Source organism: Endozoicomonas sp. 4G, assembly GCF_023822025.1.
Lineage (GTDB): Bacteria > Pseudomonadota > Gammaproteobacteria > Pseudomonadales > Endozoicomonadaceae > Endozoicomonas_A.
This window is the reverse complement of record NZ_CP082909.1, coordinates 783,711-800,609: the sequence shown is the minus strand read 5'-3', so window position 1 is coordinate 800,609 and position 16,899 is coordinate 783,711. Positions and strand designations below refer to the sequence as shown.

Sequence of the window (16,899 nt, the reverse complement as noted above, 5' to 3'; positions counted from 1 at the left end):
TAGTAGGAATCAGCCCTTACCTGAGTACAATACCTAGCACTTTTCCAACCACCACAAGACTCTGACCCTGGGCTGGAAATCTGAACTTGAGTCTCTTTCTCTCGGAGCCATCGATGAAACCCATCATCAAAAATAGACAACGATCCCTGCTCCCTTTCGGCTTGCTGGTCGCATCCATATTAGCCCTTTCTGGCTGTAACAAAGAGCAGGAACCAAGAAAAATGCCCCCTCCTGCGGTTTCCGTAATCAGTGTTACGAAGGAGCCTGTTGGTGATTATCAGGAATACGTTGCTCGCACAGAAGCTGTGAATACCGTCGAACTGAGAGCAAGAGTGGAAGGTTTTCTCGTCAAGAGAGACTTCGTTGAAGGACAAACCGTCGAAAAAGGCCAGCTGCTTTTCGAGATCGATCCTAAACCCTATATCGCCAGCCTGAAAAAAGCCGAGGCTGACCTGGCCAGTGCCGAAGCAGAATTGGACAAGTCGCAAAAAGACCTGAAACGCAGCAAGGATCTTTATCAAAAAGGTCATCTCAGCCAGGCCGACCTGGACACCCAGACCAGCAAAGAAGCCAAAGCAGAAGCCTCCGTTCAGGCTGCCCAGGCCCAACTGGATACAGCCAAACTGAATCTTAGCTACACCAAAATCAGAGCGCCTTTCAAAGGTCAGATCGGCCGCGCCAATTACAGCATCGGTAATCTGGTAGGACCCAGCAGTGAACCTTTGGCCACCCTGAACTCCATTGACCCCATCTATGTCAACTTTCAGGTCAATGAACAACAGTTCGTCAGCCATTTACAGGAAAACCCTGACAGCCGGACTTCAGAAAAGCGCGCATTTGAAATGAGTCTGCGTCTGCCCAATGGCAGCGATTACAATCACAAGGGCACCTTCAATTTTGCCGACACCAGGATTGATGAAACCACCGGAACCGTGAGCCTGCGTGCTGAATTTCCGAACCCTCAGGGCATCATAGTTCCGGGTCTGTACGTCACTCTGGTGGTAGAGAGCAAGATCAAGACCGAACACCCGACCATTCCCCAGTCCGCTGTTCAGGAAAACCAGTCAGGTCGTTTCGTGTTGGTCGTAAATGCTGATAACAAAGTTGAAACCCGTCAGGTAGAACTCGGACGTCGCATTGGCCCGATGTGGGTTGTGGACTCAGGGCTTAAAGTCGGTGAAAAAGTCATCGTTGAAGGTCTTCAGAAAGTTCGTGCCGGTGTCAAAGTGAACCCCACTACCGTCACAATCGATCCAGAAACCGGCGGAATAAAATCCCGGCCAGCCCCTGATCAAAAGCAGGGTGGTCAAAAGCAGGACAGCCAGACTAATAAACAAGGGTAACTGCGATGATCAGTCAGTTTTTTATTCACAGGCCCAAGTTTGCCTTTGTCCTCTCGATCGTCATCACCCTGGTGGGTATGATTTCCATGCTGACCCTGCCTGTGGCTCAGTTTCCGCAAATCACTCCTCCCCAGGTTAATATCAGTGCGGTGTTCCCGGGAGCCGATGCCGAGACCGTCGAAGAAGCCGTCATCCGACCCATTGAGGAACAGGTCAACGGTGCAGAGAATATGCTCTACATCGAATCTTCTGCAGGCAACAATGGTAGCGCCAATATCACCGTTACCTTCAACTCCGGTGTCGATCAGGACATGGCCCTGGTAGACGTCCAGAACCGTGTTGCGGTAGCAGAGGCGGCATTGCCAGAGGAAGTTCGCAGGACCGGTGTGACTGTCAGCAAGAAATCCTCCAGCATGCTGATGGGTATCAACCTGGTTTCCCATCAGGGAGAATACGACGGCGTTTACCTGAACAACTACGCCGACAACTACCTGAGAGAGCCCATGGCCCGCATCAACGGGGTCGCTTCTGCCGAGATTATGGGTTCGCAGGTCTACAGCATGCGGATCTGGCTTGACCCTGAACACATGGCATCTCTGGACATTACCACATCCGATGTAGCCAATGCCCTGAATGAACAAAACGTGATTGTTGCCGCCGGTAAACTGGGACAGGCGCCTAACCAGCCCGATCAACAATTCACCTACACCATCAAAACTCAGGGCCGTCTGAGCGACCCTGAAGAGTTTGGCAACATCATTATCAGGGCCAACCCCGATGGCTCGTATGTTCGCATCAAGAATATCGCCCGCGTTGAAATGGGCTCCCAGAATTATGAGGGTGTTGCCAAGTTCAACAATGATGACACGGCTTTCCTGATTATCTATCAGCAGCCGGATGCCAACGCCATGTCCGTGGCTAAAAATGTCAAAGCCACCATGGCTGAACTGGCTGCCCAGATGCCGGAAGGTATCGATTACGAGATCAAGTTCGATACCACCAAATTTATTGATCAATCCATCAAGGAAGTCGTCATTACCCTGCTCCAGGCGGTAGCTCTGGTGGTACTGGTGGTATTCCTGTTCCTGCAAAACTGGCGAGCAACACTGATTCCCGCAATCGCCATCCCGGTCTCACTGATTGGTACCTTTGCGGTTATGAAAGTCCTCGGGTTTTCCATTAACACCATCACTCTGTTCGGCCTGGTACTGGCGATAGGGGTGGTGGTGGACGACGCCATTGTCGTCATTGAAAATGTTGAGCGATTAATCACCAAAGAAGGTCTGAGTCCGGCTGCAGCCACCAGCCAGGCCATGAAAGAAGTATCCGGTCCTATTGTCGCGACCACCCTGGTATTGCTGGCGGTATTTGTGCCGGTGGCTTTCATGCCGGGCATTACTGGCGGGCTTTATACACAGTTTGCGGTCACTATATCGGTAGCGGTTGTCATCTCTTCCATCAACGCTCTGACACTGAGTCCGGCCCTGTGTGCCACTTTGCTGAAAAAAGGCAAGATGGGGCATATCAAATGGCTGATTCCTGTTGATAACTTTATCAAGCGACTGACCGGTGGCTACAAGAGCTGGGTAACCCTGTTATTGCGAAGAAGCATTCTCGGTATCGGTCTGCTGGGCATTATGCTGGCTTCTACCGGCTTCTTGTTCAACAGCACGCCATCGGGCTTCGTACCCAATGAAGACCAGGGTTTCTTCATGGTTGATTTGCAGCTGCCGGATGCCGCGTCCCTGAACAGAACCCAGGCGACGGTAGAGAAAATCACCAACATCATTCAAACAGAGCCCGGTGTTGACAGTGTTATTACTGTTTCCGGCTTCAGTATGATGGGTGGGGCAAACTCCAACAGCGCCATGGCTATTGTGGTACTCAAGGACTGGAAAGACCGTCCTGGCATGATGCAACATCAACAAGTGATTATGATGAAGCTACAGGGCAAACTCTGGACCCTGCCTGAAGCCCAGGTCATGGCTTTTGCCTTTCCTCCCATACCCGGCCTTGGCTCTTCCAGTGGCTTTGATTTCCGACTGCAAGACACCCAGGGACGCTCCCCACAGGAACTGGGCCAGGTCATGAACGGCCTGATCTACGAGGCCAACCAGCAACCGGAGCTGAGTCGGGTTTTCAGCACTTACCGGGCCAATGTTCCACAATACTTCCTGGAAGTGGATCGCAATAAAGCCAAGGCCCAGGGTATTCCTTTATCTGAAATCTTCATGACACTGCAGACTCAGCTGGGCTCTCTGTACGTCAATGACTTCAGTAAATTTGGCCGAACCTATCAGGTGCAGCTACAGGCTGAAAGTGAGTACCGGGCTAACCCATCTGACCTGAGCAGTTTCTATGTCCGTAACCTGGACAACCAGATGGTGCCCCTGACCACCGTAGCCTCACTGAAGCCGGTGCTTGGGCCCAACAGCATTAATCACTACAACCTGCATCGATCGGTCAGTATCAGTGGTAAAGCGAACTCTGGATTCAGCTCTGGTGATGCCATCGGCGTCATGGAAGAACTGGCCAAGAAACTGCCCGATGGCTATACCTTTGAATGGTCAGGGCAATCACTGCAAGAAATTCAGGCGGGTAACGTGGCACCTCTGCTGTTTGCCCTGGCTTTCCTGTTTGTCTATCTGTTCCTGGTCGCCCAGTACGAAAGCTGGACCATGCCGGTGGCGATCATCGTGGCAGTCCCCATAGCCGCTTTCGGTGCCATTGTCGGGATCAACCTGTTCCGGTTATTGATCCCCTCCATGGCCAATGATATTTATGCCCAGATCGGTATGGTGTTACTGATTGGCATTGCAGCAAAGACAGCCATTCTGATCGTAGAGTTTGCCATGGTACAGAGGCAATCAGGCAAGAGTATCTTCGATGCGGCAGCCGACGCCGCCGAGCTGCGCTTCCGAGCCGTGTTGATGACTGCCCTGTCTTTTGTACTGGGGGTACTGCCCCTGGTGTTTGCCAGTGGCGCCGGTGCCGCCAGCCGACGGATCATTGGTACCACAGTCATGTCTGGCATGATCGCTGCCACTCTGTTCGGTACGATCATGATCCCATTGTTCTATTATCTGTTGCAGAAAATGCGTGAGCATTTCAACCCGGATAAAGCGAACAGCTGATCAGCATAAAGCCCCTGCTTGCAGGGGCTTTTTTTTATGATGGAGATGACTCAACCATTGAATATTAACTAAACGAAGGTTCCAAAGCTGTTAAGCGGGTGTAATAATTAATGTTGATAAAAAAATAAGGAGCTTCAGGTTTGAAACGCTCTGACTATTTCAGGATATCTTTTCCCATAACAGCATGGGCTCTGGTTCCAGCCATTCTACTTGCTGGTTGTACCAGCCCTCTGGATTCACTCAGCTGCCACTACCAACCCGTCAGGGGAACGGTGCTCTTTACCAAAGTGGAGGGAGACTTTGCTGAACTGGCCTTCTATCCCGATGCAGAACAGGATCTGGCCTGGTTCAGGAAGTACGATATTAAACCGGATAACCTTAAGATGCTTGTTCACAATAATGAGCAGGCACCCACTCTTGCTACCCGTTATAAAGCCATTATTAACATTCTTACATCAGGCAGCTGCTCACCTTATATTGTTTATCAGGGAGATCCTGTTCCAACTCAATAAAAACAGAACCTCCCCGTACCTCTGCTGTTAACCGTTCACCAGGAAATGGGCTGCAATACTGCCAGCATATCCCAAGGCAATGGCCCAGCTCCACTTCAAATGGCTCAGGAAAGTATATCGGCCTTTAGAGGTTCCCATCAGACCTACACCCGCAGCAGAGCCTATTGACAGCAAACTGCCACCCACCCCTGCGGTCAGGGTTATCAGCAACCATTGGAATACGTCCATCTCGGGATTCATACCCAGGATGGCAAACATCACTGGAATGTTATCCACAACGGCAGAAAAGACTCCAGCTGTAATATTCGTCCAGGTGGCCCCTATTCCGGTATACATGGTTTCGGAAATCACTTCCAGATAACCCAGGTAACGCAAGCCACCTACAGAGAAGATAACCCCAAAGAAAAACAGCAGAGTATCCCACTCGGCATGGGCAACCCGTTTAAAAATATCCAGGTCTTCTTTTTTCTCGTCATCCACTCCCGGAATAGGCCGACTGCTGGTCAATCCTCTCAACTGCAGGAAATAGGTGTAGAACATCAGCAGGGAAAGTCCGGTCATCATGCCCATAAACGGAGGCAGTCCCAGGAAGTTCTCAAAAGAAACGGCCAGTGCAATGGTCATCAGGAACAGCACACAGATCACCAGCCCACCCTTGCGAATACTTGACTGATCTTCAAGAGCCGCCGGACGACCATTCTCAATAAAGAAATTCATGATGGTCGCCGGGATAATAAAGTTCACAACAGAGGGGATAAATAAAGAGAAGAACGTGAAAAACTCAACCTTGCCAGCCTGCCACACCATCAACGTGGTGATATCACCAAAGGGACTGAAAGCGCCCCCGGCATTGGCTGCCACCACCACATTAATCATTGCCATGGTGACAAAAGCAGGGCTCCCCTGCCCGACAGACATGATGACGGCCCCCATCAGCAAAGCCGTCGCCAGGTTATCGGCAATCGGTGAGATAAAGAAGGCCAGTAAGCCCGTCACCCAGAACAGCTGACGATAACTGAAGCCCTTACGGATCAGCCAGCTGCGCAGTGAATCGAATACCCGCCGCTCTTCCATGGCATTGATGTAAGTCATCGCCACCAGCAGGAACAGGAACATGGCCGAATATTCTTCAAGGTCATGCATCACAGCCTTGGATAAACTCTCGTGGGACACGCCCTCTCCGATAGCCAGCCAGGCAATCAGGGCCCAGATAATTCCAGCCGCGAGAATGACCGGCTTTGACTTACTGAGATGTAACTTCTCTTCTGCCATCACGGCCATATAAGCCAAAATAAAAACGACAATACACAACCAGGCAATGGGGTGGGTTGTCATCCTCAACAACTCATCTGCCGCAAAAGAACTCTGCGGAAGGGCAAATAATCCTACCCCGGCGAGGAGGGAAGATTTTCTCAGTACAGAGAAATTCACTATGATTTCCTTTAAGTTGTAAATCAATCAGGGGTCAAAAATGCGCAAATAATACTGATTGAATGGCGATAAGCCAACCGCCAGTGATATCCAATATGCGCCAGATTAACTCTTTTCAGTGGCTTATGTCTAAAGAGTAGAAAAAGATTACAACCCACCTTCATATACAATTTTCATCTTACTGCTCAGGTCAACAGACACAGCTCTCTGAAATATCCTATATACACTTGGGTAGTCTTTTGATTCCGATTTTTCCAACCAACGTGCGGGGACTTGAAGATGAGCATCGCCCGGAAACTGCACATGTTTCTAAACCAACATAATGCAGAATACGAACTTGTTTCCCATCCTTACTCAGAAAGAGCGATGAATACGGCGCGCTCCGCCTGTATTCCCGTCAAGAATATGACCAAGGCCGTTGTTCTCAGGGATACCGAGGGTTATGTCATCGCAGTAATGCCCTCTGTGAACAAACTCATGCTGCGCTGGATCAATGCCAAGCTGGACCGCCACCTGAATCTGGTTTCTGAACAGGAGCTGAAACACCTTTTTCCAGATTGTGAAGACGGAGCCGTTCCTGCAATCGGCACTGCTTATGGCATGACCACCTGCTGGGATGATGAATTGAACTCAGTACAGGATTTGTATCTGGAGTCTGGCAACCACCGGGAACTGATTCATATGAACCGCAGTCAGTTCAAAGAATTACTCGAGGGTGAGGCCCATGCTGCCATTAGTTGTGACCCTGATGAGATGGATGCCTATTGCACCTGAACCTATTGCACCTGAACCTATTGCACCTAAAAAAAAGGCTCTGAATTGATAACCGCTGAAGACAGCATAACCCGTAATGGTCCACTTCAGCGGGTCATTTTCTTTACAAAAACCACAACAAAAAGTGCTAACGTAAAACTGCCGACAAAAGCCTCAATGGCTGCAAACAACCTTGAAAGACCGACAGGGGTCAAGTCTCCATAACCCAGTGTCGTAAAAGTCACTACGCTGAAGTACAGTGTCTCCAGCCAATTAACCAGATTGTTGTAAAAAGGCTGGCCTGACTGGTACTGGATCAGGGTCTCACCATCCTCAATACCCAAAAAGAAGTAAAACAGAGAAAAGAAAACAATAAATGACATTGAAAACAGAACCACCCTTTCTGGCTTTTCCCCGTAGCCACTGAGTAAGTCGACTACCTTTGAAACCATCCTGTGCCGTGAGAGGCTGGGAAACCGGTATCGATTAAAGGTCATTTCCCGGTAAAAAAAATCACCGGCATTATGAAACAACCCCTGGGCTTCACAATGTTTGCGAATATTCCTGGCTACTTCCTCGGCCTCCTCAAACAACGCACAGGCTTTTGTCTCATCGCCTTCCCGGCGGGCCTGATGGGCTTTTTCTTCTTGCAGGAAAACAGCACCAAATTCAACATGCTCAATGCGGGCCGACTTAAAATTAACGCCCAACAGGTTTGATCCAATTAAACGGGTACAGTGAAGGTTGGCCCGACTTAAGTCTGCTTTCAGTAGATTCGAGCCGGAAAGATCTGCCCGATAGAGATGCGCCTTAACCAGGCTACACCGACTCAAATCACTATTGATCAATTGGTAGGCCTGACTCCTCTCAGGACAGACAAGATCCAGATTATCGAGATTAGCCCCTTTCAGATAAAACCCCTCCATCGGGGTACCTTTGTGTGCCCGTTCTTCCAGTAACGCTCTGACATTATCACCAGACTTATCAACATCCCTATCGTGCCAGAAGCAGTAGTCACTGCCTCCCATAGCCGCTTCATTGCACGCTCCGAATCGCTCGCCGATATAGCGGCATTGATGATCATCTTTACCTGGCATGAAAAAATAGCCCACAGTGTTTGAATAAGTGCTCCTATACTGTGTCGGCAAAATAATCAGAAGTGTTTACCGTCGGATGGGGTGAATTACCTGATCGGCTCATCTCTCCAGTAAACAGTTCAACGACTGGGAAGCCAGGTCTTGCTATCCAAAAAACCATTGATTTTGATCTTGGCCATTGCCTTTTCTGTCCATTGCTCTAATGGCCACGCTAAGGAAAACAGGTTGCCTTTGCGCTTCGCTCTGGCCATCGTCAAGGCACTTATCAAGACCCCACCCACCCGGATAAGGCTCCTACCACAGCCAGACACTCGCTATTGCTGTTCTCCTGATCCAGGTGTCGAAGCTAAGGTGTCCAGTCGGGCGGCCTCTGATGAGGGTTCTGGCAGTGTAGACAGCGGCATCTCTGATGAAAACAGCAACAACGGCTCAAACGAAGATGAAACTGATACCGTAACTGATGTTCAGTATGTAACCACGACACCTAACCCTTTTCCAGTATCAAATGAAATTAGTGAGTATTGTGCGATTCTGGTACTAAAAAAAATTAAGCAGGAGCCCGTTTCAGACAGTGAAATGCCCGCTGAGTCAGAGGGAGATACGACAGAGGTAGACTTTGCTAATGACCTGAAAATCACCTTACCTGCTTACAGCACCGACCACCTGCGTCACCTGAAAACACACAAACAGCCAAGCCTGCCTGCCAACCAGAGACCCAAGATGTACCAGTGTGACCATAAGGGCTGCAACCACAGCTCAGACCGTAAGGGTGATCTGAAAAAGCACAGACAGACCCACCTGCCTGCCAACCAGAGACCCAAGATTCCCAAGGTGCACCAATGTGACCATAAGGGCTGCAACTACCGCACCGGCCGTATGGGTGATCTGAATATGCACAGACAGACCCACCTGCCTGCCGACCAGAGACCCAAGAAACCCAAGGTGCAGTGTGACCATGAGGGCTGCAACTACAGCACCGTGAACACGAGCAATCTGAAAAGGCACAAACGGACCCATCTGCCTGCCGACCCGAGACCCAGGGTGCAGTGTGACCACGAAGGCTGCAACTACAGCACCGTGAACGCGAGCAATCTGAAAAGGCACAAACAGATCCACCTGCCTGCCGACCAGAGACGCAAAAGAGCCAAAAGAAAAGCGTATGCCCAGCCACCCTCTAACGAGAAAAGAAAGAAGGTTGATAAAGAATGATCCGCCTATCAACCCGTCTCAAAAAATAGTGCCATATCAGAACGTAGGTTGTTCACATCAAGCTTATTGAAGTGACGCACTAGAGTTGTCTTTGCGCACAAATTAGGCACATAATTTGTGCACGTCAAGATTGGGGGCATTTCCCCTCTGAGGCAATGCAAACCCTTCTATAAGTGTGTAGACTTTCGCTTCCTGAGCCTTGATTCCGAAATATCAGGAGACGGTCACCGAACCCCGCCCTGAAGGACGGGCTTGTAAAAGTCTCTAATTCAGGGGTATAGGTGACCAGACTAAGCCACTTTGAGTGGCTACGTTAAAGGCGAATGCATAGTTACCCTGGGATGCTTCACCAGTCCCAGGCTCTAAGGATAGTGATTAAACAGTGTATTGAGGGTTAATCACAGTGCTGCTATCAAGAAACCGCCTATTAACTTTGTCGAGGTGAACTTTACTGGCGAAAGCCTGGATCGGTGCGTAAGCACCAAAACAGAGTGATGGCTTGCCCTGATCGGGCAAGTCAACATTCCTCCCCGCACTAGAAGTACGGGGTATCCAGTTGAGGTAAAACGGTGATTACCCTTTATGGCATCTCCAACTGCGAGCACTTTTGTAGACTTAAACCGTATCGCTTTAGGCTGCCCGATTGATGGTCATTACTGAACAGCCTAATAGCCGTGCGGCGGCGGCCTTATTGCCATTGGTCTCCTGTAGTGCTGCCTGTATCTGATCTGATGTGTACTGCTTCTTGCGTCCTTTATATATGCCTTTTGCCTTAGCCTTGGCGATGCCTTCCGCTTGACGCTCTTTTATCATGTCGCGCTCAAACTCTGCCACTGCACCCAACATGTTTAACAATAAGTTATCTGTAGGGGTTGGATTGCCAGAAAATTCAAGATTGTTCTTGTGAAACTTTACGCTGATCCCTTTTGACTGGCATGTATCAATCAGGGAACGGAGATCAGTTAATGATCGAGCTAGGCGGTCAATGCTGTGTACGTGAATTGTGTCACCTTCACGCGCATAGTCGAGCATTGCGGTAAGCTGTGGGCGGTTTGTGTCTTTGCCTGAACATTTATCAATGAAAGTCCTATCGGCTGTCAGGTCTGTCAACTGGCGCTCTGTGTTCTGGTCTACGGTTGATACTCGGATATAAGCAATGTCAGCCATTTTTATCTCAGTAATAACATTAGGGTCTAGATGTTGAGAAGGATATCATAACAAAAATCAAAAATAACCCTAATGTTAGGCTTGTATCATAACATTGAAGTCATAACAGTAGGGTGTACTCAAATGAGTTCTTGATGCACGGTTTCTCACTGCTTGGTAAGATACCTCTATATATCCCTTCCGAACCCGTATTTTCATATGACTTTTAAAGGCAAATCCCTTGAGGAATCACTACCTCAAGCTGCTGTAGATATCGAAGACAAAAGCCGAAGTAACCTCTTCACATGGCGAGGTCAATTCTCACCGCAGTTGATTGAGCAGATTCTGGTTAACTATTCGTCAGAAGGTGAGGTTGTTTTCGATCCATTCTTGGGCAGTGGCACCGTTTTATTTGAGTCTGCACTGCTGGGGCTGGAAGCGTATGGCTGTGAGATCAACCCTGCTGCTGTAGCTTTTGCGGCAGTCTATGAGCTGATAAATGAACCGAAAGACCGTGTACTGTCTGCTATCAATGACATTGAACAGATTATATCCAAGTATACAAATGACTTGCCTCTGTTCGAAAATGAGGACATTGCCAATTTTCAAGATGAGCTGATAGCTGCCCTTAAGACTTCTGAGGATAGCGTTAAGAGTACTATCCTACTCTCTTTGATTACTGGTATGGATTTCGGGGCTAAGAAGCTCGACACAAAGAGAATCAATAATGTCTGGGGGACTCTCCGTTCTAATATTGAGAATCTGCCTGCTTCTGATAAGCCGCTGAAGTGCTTTCAACGTGACTCTAGAGATATACCTCTTGAGAATGGAACAGTTGATTTTGTGGTAACTTCTCCACCATATATCAATGTATTCAACTATCACCAGAATTACCGGAAGGCCATTGAGTCTACTGGCGTGGATGTTCTGAAGGTTGCCCGGTCGGAGATCGGTGCTAACCGAAAGTTCCGGCAGAATAGATTTCTCACTGTCGTCCAATATTGTATGGACATGTCTCAAGTTTTCATGGAACTGAGAAGAGTCTGCAAGAAGACCGCTAAGGTTATCTTTATTGTTGGTCGTGAGTCCAATGTCCGAAAAACTGCATTCAAGAATGCCGAGCTAATATCTGGAGTTGCTGAGGTCTGTGGCTTCAGGATGGAAGGCGAGCAGCACCGTGTATTCCAGAATAAGTTTGGTGAAGACATATATGAGGAAATTCTCCGGTTTTCTCTCACTGATGGCTTCTCACGTGACTACATCAATGACGCTAGAGAAATAGGCAGGACTGCCCTTAAAGAAGCAACTATAACGGCAAATGAAGAAGTAAAAGATGAAATTCGTGAAGCTCATGAAAGATCCCGAACAATCGATCCTTCGCCAAATCTCGCAGAGACAACAAGCTAGAGCAAAGAAGTTACAGGAAATGAACCCAATGCTACCTACGCCACACCTCGATAAGCTCACTGCTGCAATCGATAACGACAAGATGCCGGAAGCCGCAAAGCCTGCTCTTCATAACTGCATAACCCTATATCACCAGTGGGTTGCAGATATGCAAGCTGTTCATGGCTCTCGGGAGCAAGTTGTTGCAGAGTTGATCGACTTATTTAATCAGTACAAGTTCCATGTCGATTTCAACCTGATCTATTCCAATCAGGAGGACTTTCTCTACCGCCAGAAAGGACAGCTCAAGCTTGATAACAGCGTTATCGAAGAGTTCTTACCTCACCTTGTATTCAAGGCATTCCCTGAGTTGAGCAATATTAATCTCGGGCCGACTAAATGCTTCTCTGCTGCATATTTCAAGACAAGTCTTAATGCTCAAACCAATGGCGGCAACCTGACTATCAGAACGAAGGATCAGGATTTCGCCATATCGAAGAAGCTTTATGTCAAATCGTCTCACGATGCCAGCTTTCAACGCTCTGACTCTGTTGAAACGTACCTTGGGTATGTCACCGCTGAGTGCAAGACCAACCTTGATAAAACCATGTTCCAAGAGGCAACCGCTACAGCTAACGATGTGAAGTCAGCACTTCCGGGAGCCAAATACTTCCTACTATGTGAATGGCTGGATATGACTCCTGTCAGCACTGCACCTACAGATATCGATGAGGTGCTGATCCTGAGAAAGAGTAAGCGAATCCCTTCTAATGTCAGGAAGACCTTCAATACCTACGCTGGCAGGATGAAGAAAGCCGACTGGTATCACGAGTTCCTGACAAGTAGACCGTTTAGCCATGAAGTGTTTATGCGCTTTGTGGGTCACATCGAAAGCCTGATTAGCGATGAAGACCCAGCAGAAAACACCGTTTTGGAAGATGGCTACTTCTGATCCAACTACATTATAAGATAAGGCCGGACTACCCACTTTCCGGCCTACCTACCCCCGAAAAACCGCTCAAACAAAAAATACCTCCACTCAAATATACTTAAGCAGTCGTTTACGCCACTTGTATAGCCATTCTCAGTTGATATTAAGCTTTTACTTCGAGTTGCTTCTGGTGTCTTTAAAATAAGGATAGGCACCCCGGAAACACTGGGGGATTTAACTTTCTGATGTCTTTAGAGGTGACTGTATGAGACGTGTATTGACTGACGCTGAGAAGAGAATGGTGTTTGATCTAAGAAAAAGAGGGTGGTCTGTCTATGACCTCCGAATGTATTTCGGTTGCTCCCGGCACACTATTTACAAGTATGAAAGGGAGGGTGCGAAATGAGAGCATTTACGCTGAAGCTGAACGGGCAGAATGTCCCATTGATAGAAAACGACGAGGGTATGGTGAACCTGAATGAGCTTCATAAGTTGAGCGGTGAACCTGGTACCCGATCTCCAAAACGGTGGTTAGAGCTGGACAGACAAAAGGACAGAAAATCTGACTTTTTAAAAGTGCGGGGTAGGTCTGGTGGAATTTGGGCAAACCGGAGAGACGCATTGAAATATGCGGGCTATCTATCTGAGGAGTTCGAGGACGCTGTGTATGAGGCATTTGAGAATCTGATGGATGGCCGTACTGAGGCCGCTGTCGCTGCCGTACATCGCATGTATGGTAAAGCGATGAGAGATGACTTTACCGGGGCAACTGGTAGAGAGAGCAATAGATTAGACAACAGACCGGAGTGGATGTAATGACGTATTTCAATAAAGACACTGGGGAAGAACTGGTATGGATCACTGAGAAACTAGAGGACGACCGGGTAATCCATAAGGTGCCTAAAGGCTGGGATCGTAAGGATCTGGCTTTTGGAGGTAGCGAGGAGGCCGCTAAAGTTCGTGCTTGGTATGCGGGGAAAGAGGTGCGGGAAGAACGAGCTAGGGAACTTAAGGCAAAATGTGAAGCACGGAGGGCAAAACTATGAGTATTAACGTATTGAGATTGCGGGAAAGTATTGAACGATTCGAGCAGGAGAGAAATAAGCTGCTCAGGGAAGTATATGCAGTGGCAATTAAGGAAACGGCTCAAGATTACCGGCTGGGATTCATTGATAAAGAAGAGTATGACGTGCTTGTATCTGAGTATCGAGTGAGGCTGAGTAATGAAAGATAAGATTGTTTTGATACTGGCGGCTGTAATGTTGCTGGCAGTGGTAAAGTTTGATGACCTTGAGGTAGAGGCAGATACTGGTGGATTTAAATTAAGGGGGCGTAATGGATCAGGTGATAGTTAATACCCTGATTGCACTTCTTGAAAGAGTCGTGCGGGAGGGAGTTGAGGATCGTGAGTGGTTGGAACAGCAGCTTGAAGCAGTGAAGGAGTTGAGAAGTGGAAGAGAATAAGCGCGAACGTCGCAAGAAGAAAGTACAGGATGCAGAGCGACGGTTTACTGTAAAGCCTGTATCTCCAACAGAGGAACATAAGCAGTGGTTGCGGGAGGTCATATGCTAGATACGGTATCCAGCGAATCCGGTATACCTATTAATTGGGACTGGAAAGCTACTTATGTTGATCGCTTTTATAATGGCGCAGGGCTCGAGTTATTCTCTCAGTTCTCTGTAACCCCAGATACAACGCTACTGATGGCAGGGCCACCTCGTATTGGTGTCAATGGGTTTACAGAGATGCTGACCCCTTTAGGCCTTATAACGAACTATAACATTCAAATAGATAACGCTCTCAGGCCTGTACATGAGTTGGGGACAAGTTTTACATACTTCACGCGCGGAAAGGCCATTAATACTCTATCGATTGGCGCAATGGTGGCTTATAAACCATCTCTGTTACGTTTAACTTCAAGATGGTCTCCTACGGGTGGGCCAGTAGCTACGGTGACTAACAGTTATTCTGAGGGTGAAACCGGGCTTACCATTGGTACTAGCGAATTCCCGAATGATGTACTGGGGGTTGCTTGGACGGACGCGGACGCGCCAACTGTTACTAGACCCTTTGGCCTACTGGTTATCTATAAAACTAAGAATGGCCTTGCAGCGAATAGCACCTATCTAGAGAACTGCAATATTGCCAGCTATGGAGTCGGTATGGCTAGTGATGATCTGGTGGTTAATGAGAATGTGTCAATCATGTTTGACCGGCAGATTGATGTAACTGTTACTCAAGGTGGCTATTCCAGTGCGACTGGTGGTTCTGGGTATAGCGTCAGGAATGATAGGGGACAGTCAGTGCCTGCCAGTGTACCTCTCGGGGAGGGCGTTAATGGAGGGCTTGTATATGGATTTGATGAATATGGACGGGCAATCTACGGGTATAACCCTGATGGCTCTCCTATTGTCACCCCCCCTCCCGAGGCAAATCTTTAAGAAATTGTAATGCCGGGCTGTTGGAATTGTATTTGTTCCACACACCGGGAGAATTAACGCAAAAGCTTTCGAAATTGTAATGCCGGGTTGTTGGAATTGTATTTGTTCCACACACTGATTTAGATCGGTTTTTATAGAGGTGGTTGAGGCAAATCTTTAAGAAAATCCTTTATGGGACTGATTGAATTGTATTTGCTCCACCGGGGTAGACGTTAAGTGAGGGGAATGAAAGATGTTGAGGCAAAATCTTTAAGTTTCTTTAGGCAGGCTATGGGAATACTGGTTGTTACCAACCTAACTTAATGTATGTCTTAATAAGTATGTATGTATTAATAATTCTCCTCGTTGATGTTGCAATGTTACAAAATGGATAAAACCCAAGTGGGCGTTGGAATTCCGTTGCTACATCGCTGTGACTTTTAGTTTTTTAAATGTTACAAAATTGAATTCCACCAGCAATACCACAGAAATTTATTGGATTCAAAAAAGTAGCAAGCGCAGGCTTTAAAGTTCTTTTAATGTCTTCTTATTTCAAATCATAGCGCGGACTTTTTAGCAATTCATTTTGTAATGGATTCGTACGCGCTTTTAATTCTGGAGAGCTATCAAATGGCTAAACAAATATTCCGTAAAGGGATCGGAAAACACAATAAGACTGTTGAAGTAATCGGATCGAAAGTTCGCGTATTTCTTGGCAGAAAAGGCAGGAATGGTTATTGGGCGACAATGAGCGTTCATGATATCGACATTCTGAAATCTCACGGGTTCTACCTGCATAAACGCAATGATGGCTTGTATGTAGCTCGAAGCTGCCAGACAGGCGCACTGATGCACCGCTTGATACTGTCAGATGAGATTGAGGAATGTCTGGAAGAATTAGAGGTAGATCACATTGATGCAGATCCTCTGAATAACTGTCGGGGCAATTTGAGACTCTCCTCAGCAAGTCAAAATAAACTAGCAAGGCAACAACGGAACTTAGCAACAGGGTTCTACGGGGTGCGCGAGAAAGGAGACTTGTATCAGATCTGGGATGGAGTCAACTGGGTTGGCACCTATGAATGTCCTCATGAGGCGGCGGAGGCTAGAGATGATGCAATGTTCTTTCGGTACAAGAATGATTTCGAGTATGTCCAATGGAGCACCTTGAGCTTTATCCGTTGGAATTATCCGGGGGTGTACGAAGAGGGGGACAGCTATGAGGAGTGGCTGGACGGACAATTAGAGCTAGCTGAGGTAACGCTATGAATGAACTGATGGATCTGTTTAAGAAATACGACAGCGTATGTAATCCGCCACTTCTTGGGGTGGCTGGTATCCATTATGAGAATGTGGATGCAGTGAAGGAGCTACGGGAGACGATCTTAAAGAACCCACATCCAGAAGGCGTCAGGATTGCTATTGAATTAATGAAGTGGGCTATCAGGTGTATGGAGGAAAAACACTATGTATAGGCGAAGGGTTGACCGGACAGGAGCTATTAGAGCTACTGTCCAAAAGAAGGCAGAAGTGGAG

General features: G+C 47.9%; 17 protein-coding genes. 14 read left to right on the top strand and 3 right to left on the bottom strand.

Annotated features, from left to right (window positions below; all coding sequences use genetic code 11):
* The first annotated feature begins 113 nt into the window (after window positions 1-113).
* The 3 genes from K7B67_RS02990 to K7B67_RS02980 all read left to right on the top strand — a co-directional run bounded on the left by K7B67_RS02990 (window position 114) and on the right by K7B67_RS02980 (window position 4,989).
* On the top strand, window positions 114-1,343 hold the full coding sequence (locus K7B67_RS02990) for an efflux RND transporter periplasmic adaptor subunit (RefSeq protein ID WP_252178895.1): 1,230 nt from the start codon (window positions 114-116) through the stop codon (window positions 1,341-1,343).
* A gap of 5 nt (window positions 1,344-1,348) precedes the next feature.
* Window positions 1,349-4,477: a multidrug efflux RND transporter permease subunit gene (locus K7B67_RS02985; protein ID WP_252178894.1), complete on the top strand. Its 3,129-nt coding sequence runs from the start codon at window positions 1,349-1,351 to the stop codon at window positions 4,475-4,477.
* Window positions 4,478-4,617: 140 nt separating this feature from the next.
* On the top strand, window positions 4,618-4,989 hold the full coding sequence (locus K7B67_RS02980; protein WP_252178893.1) for a hypothetical protein: 372 nt from the start codon (window positions 4,618-4,620) through the stop codon (window positions 4,987-4,989).
* Between the two features lie 27 nt (window positions 4,990-5,016).
* Here the strand turns inward: K7B67_RS02980 and nhaD are convergent, their stop codons facing one another.
* Window positions 5,017-6,324 carry a sodium:proton antiporter NhaD gene (nhaD, locus tag K7B67_RS02975; RefSeq protein ID WP_252180516.1) on the bottom strand — a complete coding sequence of 436 codons (1,308 nt, stop codon included), beginning with the start codon at window positions 6,322-6,324 and terminating at the stop codon, window positions 5,017-5,019.
* Between the two features lie 399 nt (window positions 6,325-6,723).
* Here nhaD and K7B67_RS02970 point away from each other — a divergent pair, with 399 nt between their 5' ends.
* Complete coding sequence (locus tag K7B67_RS02970; RefSeq protein ID WP_252178892.1) at window positions 6,724-7,194, top strand: YbaK/EbsC family protein; 471 nt, start codon at window positions 6,724-6,726, stop codon at window positions 7,192-7,194.
* 86 nt (window positions 7,195-7,280) lie between these two features.
* Here K7B67_RS02970 and K7B67_RS02965 read toward each other — a convergent pair whose 3' ends face one another.
* Window positions 7,281-8,270 (bottom strand): pentapeptide repeat-containing protein, encoded by a 990-nt coding sequence (locus tag K7B67_RS02965; RefSeq protein WP_252178891.1) that lies wholly within the window; start codon window positions 8,268-8,270, stop codon window positions 7,281-7,283.
* A gap of 141 nt (window positions 8,271-8,411) precedes the next feature.
* Here K7B67_RS02965 and K7B67_RS02960 point away from each other — a divergent pair, with 141 nt between their 5' ends.
* Window positions 8,412-9,479 carry a C2H2-type zinc finger protein gene (locus K7B67_RS02960; RefSeq protein ID WP_252178890.1) on the top strand — a complete coding sequence of 356 codons (1,068 nt, stop codon included), beginning with the start codon at window positions 8,412-8,414 and terminating at the stop codon, window positions 9,477-9,479.
* A 630-nt stretch (window positions 9,480-10,109) separates the two neighbouring features.
* Here K7B67_RS02960 and K7B67_RS02955 read toward each other — a convergent pair.
* Window positions 10,110-10,646: a recombinase family protein gene (locus tag K7B67_RS02955; RefSeq protein WP_252178889.1), complete on the bottom strand. Its 537-nt coding sequence runs from the start codon at window positions 10,644-10,646 to the stop codon at window positions 10,110-10,112.
* A 198-nt stretch (window positions 10,647-10,844) separates the two neighbouring features.
* Between K7B67_RS02955 and K7B67_RS02950 the strand changes: the two genes are divergently transcribed.
* The 9 genes from K7B67_RS02950 (at window position 10,845) to K7B67_RS02915 (ending at window position 16,838) form a co-directional block, all read left to right on the top strand.
* A complete protein-coding gene (locus K7B67_RS02950; protein WP_252178888.1) occupies window positions 10,845-12,032 on the top strand; it encodes a DNA methyltransferase in 1,188 nt (395 codons plus the stop codon).
* Window positions 11,977-12,963 (top strand): Bpu10I family restriction endonuclease, encoded by a 987-nt coding sequence (locus tag K7B67_RS02945; protein WP_252178887.1) that lies wholly within the window; start codon window positions 11,977-11,979, stop codon window positions 12,961-12,963. The genes K7B67_RS02950 and K7B67_RS02945 overlap by 56 nt, the downstream gene beginning before the upstream one ends.
* A 381-nt stretch (window positions 12,964-13,344) precedes the next feature.
* Window positions 13,345-13,758: a KilA-N domain-containing protein gene (locus K7B67_RS02940; RefSeq protein ID WP_252178886.1), complete on the top strand. Its 414-nt coding sequence runs from the start codon at window positions 13,345-13,347 to the stop codon at window positions 13,756-13,758.
* Window positions 13,758-13,988 (top strand): hypothetical protein, encoded by a 231-nt coding sequence (locus K7B67_RS02935; protein WP_252178885.1) that lies wholly within the window; start codon window positions 13,758-13,760, stop codon window positions 13,986-13,988. The genes K7B67_RS02940 and K7B67_RS02935 overlap by 1 nt, the downstream gene beginning before the upstream one ends.
* Entirely contained in the window at window positions 13,985-14,176 is a 192-nt protein-coding gene (locus tag K7B67_RS02930) for a hypothetical protein (protein WP_252178884.1), read from the top strand. Before K7B67_RS02935 ends, K7B67_RS02930 begins: the two co-directional genes overlap by 4 nt.
* Window positions 14,166-14,297 carry a hypothetical protein gene (locus K7B67_RS23830; protein ID WP_256484698.1) on the top strand — a complete coding sequence of 44 codons (132 nt, stop codon included), beginning with the start codon at window positions 14,166-14,168 and terminating at the stop codon, window positions 14,295-14,297. The genes K7B67_RS02930 and K7B67_RS23830 overlap by 11 nt, the downstream gene beginning before the upstream one ends.
* 211 nt (window positions 14,298-14,508) lie before the next feature.
* On the top strand, window positions 14,509-15,384 hold the full coding sequence (locus K7B67_RS02925; protein WP_252178883.1) for a hypothetical protein: 876 nt from the start codon (window positions 14,509-14,511) through the stop codon (window positions 15,382-15,384).
* 609 nt (window positions 15,385-15,993) lie between these two features.
* Window positions 15,994-16,632 carry an HNH endonuclease gene (locus K7B67_RS02920; RefSeq protein ID WP_252178882.1) on the top strand — a complete coding sequence of 213 codons (639 nt, stop codon included), beginning with the start codon at window positions 15,994-15,996 and terminating at the stop codon, window positions 16,630-16,632.
* On the top strand, window positions 16,629-16,838 hold the full coding sequence (locus K7B67_RS02915) for a hypothetical protein (RefSeq protein ID WP_252178881.1): 210 nt from the start codon (window positions 16,629-16,631) through the stop codon (window positions 16,836-16,838). Before K7B67_RS02920 ends, K7B67_RS02915 begins: the two co-directional genes overlap by 4 nt.
* Window positions 16,839-16,899 lie beyond the last annotated feature (61 nt).